The 5,052-nt window shown below is 70.0% G+C and carries 5 protein-coding genes; all 5 read right to left on the bottom strand.

The genetic code is table 11. From position 1 onward, the window contains the following. A partial coding sequence (asnB, locus tag NBV68_RS17595) for an asparagine synthase (glutamine-hydrolyzing) (RefSeq protein WP_296312385.1) occupies window positions 1-1,356 on the bottom strand: 1,356 nt, incomplete at its 3' end. Window positions 1,357-1,368: 12 nt separating this feature from the next. Then, window positions 1,369-2,373, bottom strand: coding sequence for an exosortase A (xrtA, locus tag NBV68_RS17590; protein WP_296312383.1), 1,005 nt, complete (start codon window positions 2,371-2,373; stop codon window positions 1,369-1,371). Further along, a complete protein-coding gene (locus NBV68_RS17585; RefSeq protein WP_296312379.1) occupies window positions 2,363-3,583 on the bottom strand; it encodes a TIGR03087 family PEP-CTERM/XrtA system glycosyltransferase in 1,221 nt (406 codons plus the stop codon). The genes xrtA and NBV68_RS17585 overlap by 11 nt, the downstream gene beginning before the upstream one ends. Beyond that, window positions 3,583-4,644 carry a FemAB family XrtA/PEP-CTERM system-associated protein gene (locus NBV68_RS17580; protein ID WP_296312376.1) on the bottom strand — a complete coding sequence of 354 codons (1,062 nt, stop codon included), beginning with the start codon at window positions 4,642-4,644 and terminating at the stop codon, window positions 3,583-3,585. Before NBV68_RS17580 ends, NBV68_RS17585 begins: the two co-directional genes overlap by 1 nt. Further along, a partial coding sequence (locus tag NBV68_RS17575) for a DUF3473 domain-containing protein (protein WP_296312372.1) occupies window positions 4,641-5,052 on the bottom strand: 412 nt, incomplete at its 5' end. The genes NBV68_RS17580 and NBV68_RS17575, both read right to left, overlap by 4 nt.

Genomic DNA, 5,052 nt, shown 5'->3' with positions numbered 1-5,052 from the left:
GTTGTCCGAATAGAGCGCAGCCCGTGCGCCCGGCAGGGTCACCGAAAGGCCGCGGGCATAGCCCTCCTCCCCGCTCTCGGCGAGCGCCAGCAGGGTTGCCTTGGCGCGCAAGGGGCGCGGGGCCCAGTCGGCCTTGGGCCATGCCCGCCCGAGCGCGCCGAACAATGGCGCGCGCAGCCCAGCAGGCAGAATGCCGCGGGCCCGCTCCTCGTGGTGGTGGAACACCTGACGGCGGTAGCCCGCGAAAGCCTCGTCCGCCCCGTCGCCCGACAGCGCCACCGTCACCCGCTCGCGCGCCAGCTGGCATACGCGCCATGTCGGCAGCGCCGAGGCATCGGCGAAGGGCTCGTCGAACATTGCGGCGAGGCTATCGATGGCCGAGAAGTCATCGGTTGCGACGATCCGCTCCTGATGGTCCGCGCCGAACTTGGCGGCGACCTGCCGGGCATAGGAGGTCTCGTCATAGGCCGCGACATCGAAGCCGATCGAGCAGGTCTGCACCGGTGTGTGCGAAGCCTCGGCCATCAGCGCGACCACGCCCGAGCTGTCGACCCCGCCCGATAGGAAGGCGCCCAACGGCACATCGGCGACCATCCGCGAACGCACGCCCTCGCGCAGCAGATGCACCAGCTGCGCCGAGAGATCGGCCTCGCTCCCGCGCTCGCGCTGGGTGAAATCAATGTCCCACCAGCGCTGCGGACGGCCCGGCGGCCTGCCCTGCTCCAGCAGCCAGAAGTGCCCCGCAGGCAGCTTCTCGACGCCCGCGAGAATGGAATGCGTGTCGGGCACATAGCCCCACGCCATGTAAGCCTCGATCGCCTGCGGGTTGACCCGGCGGCGCAATTGGGGATGTGCCAGCAGCCCCTTCAGCTCCGAGGCGAAGGCGATGCTGCCGTCGGACAGATGCGCGCAAAACAGCGGCTTCACCCCGAAGCGGTCGCGGGCCAGGAACAGGCGGCGGGTGGTGATGTCGAAGATCGCGAAGGCGAACATCCCGTCCAATCGCGACAGGCAATCCGGCCCCCACTTCTGCCACGCGGCGAGGATCACCTCGGTGTCGCCATTGGTGCGGAAGGTGAAGCCCGATTGCTCGAGCTCGCGCCGCAGCTCGCGGAAATTGTAGATCTCGCCGTTGAAGACAATCACCGCGCGGCCGTCGGCGGCGGTCATCGGTTGGGGGGAGCCCGCGACGTCTATGATCGACAACCGGCGATGACCGAGGCCGACGCCATGGTCGGTCCACACCCCTGCCCCGTCAGGCCCGCGATGCGCGAGCGCGTCGCACATCCGGACGACCCGCGCAGGGTCGACCGGCTTGGGGGTCTCGGCATGGAAAATCCCGGCAATCCCGCACATCGTGCCTGTGCCCTAGAGCAGCAGCGAGAGCGCGGCAATCGCGGCCAAGGCGATGATCGCGGCAGCAGCGCTCCCCGGCGCAAAAGCCAGCGCCTCGAAGCGGCGCACCCAGCCCCAGCGCCCCATCTCCCCGAGCGACCAGCCATATTCCTCCGGCTCGCGCTCGACGAAGCGCCACGCCGCGCCGAGCAGGACCGCGACGACCATCGCGAAGAACACCCAGCCATAGACGATGTGATCGAACCCGGTCGCCTTCTCCGCCCCGACATATTGCGCGACAAAGATCGTTGCCCAGGCGCGCACGCCATTGGCGAGTATGGGGACGATGACGCAGGCGGCCATGAAACCGGCGCGCGTCGTCCAGCGGTTGAAGCGGGTGGCCGAAACCAGCACGCCCAGCGTCACCATCGCGATCAGGAACTTCACTCCCGAGCACGCCTCGGCGACGATGAAGAGCCCGGCGGGGGTGTCGATGTAAATGCCATCGATCCGGGCGGGGATGCCGCTCGCATGGGTGAGCGCGATGGCGATCTCGGCGGTGATGGCTTGCAGCGCCGGGATGATCTCGTCGCCGAAGGGCACGAGGAAGGCGACAAAGGCGATGGGGAGCGCGAGCACGAGGGAAGCGCGCAGGCCGAGCACGGTCACCGCGGCGGCCTGCAAGGCGCCCACCGCGCCGGCCTGGGCGACGAGGTTGATCCCGGCCCCCTCGCCCGCGCGCCACAGCACCAGACTCGCAGCTACGCCGACGAGGCCGGGCAGGAAGGGCTGCGGGGTGAGGCTGGCAAGCTCCTCCTCCTTCAGCGCCACCAGCCAGGCGATGATGAAGGGCACGAGCATGAGGTGGCTATAGGTGTCGATGTTCCACCACTGGTGCGCCATCTCGCTCCAGGCATCGAAGCTCGCGAACACCAACGCGAGCGCCGCAGCCCCGAGCGCTGCAAGCGGCGCGCGCCAGGCGACGGGGAGGCGCGCAGCGGCGCGCGGGGTGCGAAGCGCAGCAGCCTCAGGCGGCATGGCGGCGGCCCTCCCCGCAGCTGCCGATGAGCGCGCCGAGCGGGGCGAGCATCGCTTCCCACCCGTGGTGGCGCAGCACGAAGTCGCGCGCTGCGGCACCGATCCGGCGGGCGGCGTCAGGATCGGCGATGAGGTCGGCAATGCGCGCGGCCATCGCCTCGGGCTCGGGCGGTGCGACCAGCCAGTGCTCCCCGTCCACAGCCGCGATCCCCGTCGCCGCATCAGGGGTGAGCACCACCGGCCGCGCCATCGCCATGGCCTCGAGCACCTTGTTCTGCACTCCGCGCGCGATCAGCAGCGGGGCAAGCACGGCGTCGGCGGCGGCGATGAAGGGGCGGACGTCAGGCACCGCGCCCCAAACGCGCACGCCCGGCGCACCGTCCACGGCCATCAGCGCGCGGGTGGGATTGCGCCCGACGACATGGAACGTCGCCTGCGGCAGGCGCGCGCGCAAGACAGGCAGCAGCGCCTCGATCACCCACAGCGCGGCCTGTTCGTTGGGGCGGTAATCCATCTGCCCGGTGAAGACGAAATGCGGCCCCGCAGCCTCGGCAAGGGCGGGATGCGGAGTGGCGATGGCCGGATCGAAGAAGGCGGCGTCGATCCCGTTGCCGATCACTTGCACATTGACCGTGCCGGGCGCGGACAAACGGCTGCGATAGAGCACCGCTTCGGCTTCCGAGATCAGGATCGCCGCGTCAGCCCGCTGCCCGAGCCGCTCTTCCTCTGTCGCAAGCAACCGCGCCTCGCGCCCGTAGAGCCAGGCGCGTTCGCCAGCGGCGGCGTAGGCTTCGAACTTGGCGCTGTCGACATCGCACAGATCGATCACCACGGGGCCCGCGAAGTCATCGGGGACATATTGCCCCATCTGCCCGGAGAAGACGACGATCGCCTCTACGCCCTCGCGCGCGATGGTCTCGCGCACCCACCGCGCCAGTCTGGCCGAGTGGAATGCGGTGAGGCTGACCGGCTTGCCTGAAAGCACCGCCTCGGCCCCCGCCAGCGGCAGCGGCTTGGTGCGCGGCGCCACATGCCGCGAAGCCGCGACAGCGGCGAGCGCCCGCTCGGCGCTCTCATCGCCCTCCCCGAAGCAGCCCACATGCACCGGGCCGAGCTTCGCCAGCGCCCGCAGCAAATGGTGCGAGCGGATGCGGTCGCCCCGGTCGGGCGGGAACGGCACGCGGTGGGCGAGGAACAGGATGCCGGGCATCAGGCTAGCCCGCGCGCAATCCACGGCCCCAAGGTGTTGGCGAGCGGCAGCGGCAGCTTCTTCCACAGCTCGATCTTGCGCGAGTAGCTCGCATCGGTCGGATCGATATTGCGCGCAGGGGCTCCCGGCGCGGTCCACGCGGCGTAAGTCAGCGGCTGCGGATCGAAGCCCCAGTTCTTCTTGAAGCTATAAGGCCCGCTGCCGGTCTTGGAGCGGCCGAAATCGAAGCGCTGCATCCCTTGCCGGCGGGCATGGAGCATCAGCTCGTAATACATCACCTCGTTCGCGCGCGCGGCACGGGCCTCGAACACGCCGCCGCCCCAGAAGGGCAGCACCGCGTCCGCGTGATAGAAGCTCAGCACGCTCGCCAGCGGGGTCTCGCCGGCCCACACGGTGAGAATGTCGCTGCTCTCGGGAATGGCCTCGAGCATCGCGGCGAACAGGCGCTTGGGGAAGACCGGCGTCCCGAGATTGCGCACGCTCGCACTGTAGCAGGCGTAGTGTGCGGCCAGATCGCTCGGCCCGCGTCCCACAGTGACGCAGTGGCCGAAGCCCAGACCTTTGCGCACCTCGGCGCGCGCCTTGCGCGGGATGGCGAGGAGTTCGGCCTCGTCATCGGCGGCCAGCATCCGTTCGAAGCCGCAATGCTTGTCGGACCAGCTGTCCCAGCCCGCGGGCACCGGACCGCCGCGCAGTTCCACCCCCGAGAACCCTCCCCGAAGGGCGTGGCCCTGAGCGCCCTCGGCCAAACCCCGCGCGGCGTCGTCACCGCAGGCGAGGATGCCGCCTGCAACCCCGAACCCGCTCGAAACCAGTGCCTTGCCGAACAGTGCCGAGCGCACCTCGGTGAGCGGTAGCCAGCCCGTGACCGTGCCCATCCGCTCGGCCACCAGCCCCGCAGCGCGCTGGCCGGTTCCGGCCTCAACGGCGCGCAGCCATGCCGGGCGGTGGAACAGGCTGCCGCCATGTTCGGCGACGAAGCCTTCGATGCGGCGCACCTCGCCCGCGTCGCGGAAATCGAGCGCGCTCACCCGCGTCGCTGCCTTGACCGGCGCGTTCATTCGGCCGCCTCCACTTGCGCATCGAGCCCGAGCTCGAGCACCGGCGGCAGCAGTTCCAGATCGACCGCCCGCGCCGCCTCGCGGTGCGCGATCATGTCCATCCGGCCCCAGCCAAATTCGTGGACCAGCTCGCGCAGCTTGCCGGCCATCTGCGTCAGGCCGGTGTAGTGCCGGAAGCGCGAGCGCAGCGGCGCATGGCCGACGCGCGGCTGATCGGGATCGACCTCCCAGGGGTGGAAATAGAACACTGCCGGGCGCTGGTCGCGGCGGTTGACCTGACGGATAGCCCAGCGCGAGAAGGCGTAGGGCAACACGCGGAAGAAGCCGCCACCGCCTGCCGCCACGCGCCGCCCGCCGAGGATTGCGGTAGTCACCGGGATTTCGATCATCGAAGACCACGGCAGCGGG

It is taken from the genome of Erythrobacter sp. (assembly GCF_023653175.1).
Classification (GTDB): domain Bacteria; phylum Pseudomonadota; class Alphaproteobacteria; order Sphingomonadales; family Sphingomonadaceae; genus Erythrobacter.
Note: the sequence above shows the minus strand (reverse complement) of the source record. Positions and strands in the feature narration are given on the sequence as shown.

Bases quoted from the DNA above. Each gene is read 5' to 3' on its own strand.
- NBV68_RS17585 (WP_296312379.1), bottom strand. From the start codon at position 3,583: ATGCCCGGCATCCTGTTCCTCGCCCACCGCGTGCCGTTCCCGCCCGAC.
- NBV68_RS17580 (WP_296312376.1), bottom strand. From the start codon at position 4,644: ATGAACGCGCCGGTCAAGGCAGCGACGCGGGTGAGCGCGCTCGATTTC.
- xrtA (WP_296312383.1), bottom strand. From the start codon at position 2,373: ATGCCGCCTGAGGCTGCTGCGCTTCGCACCCCGCGCGCCGCTGCGCGC.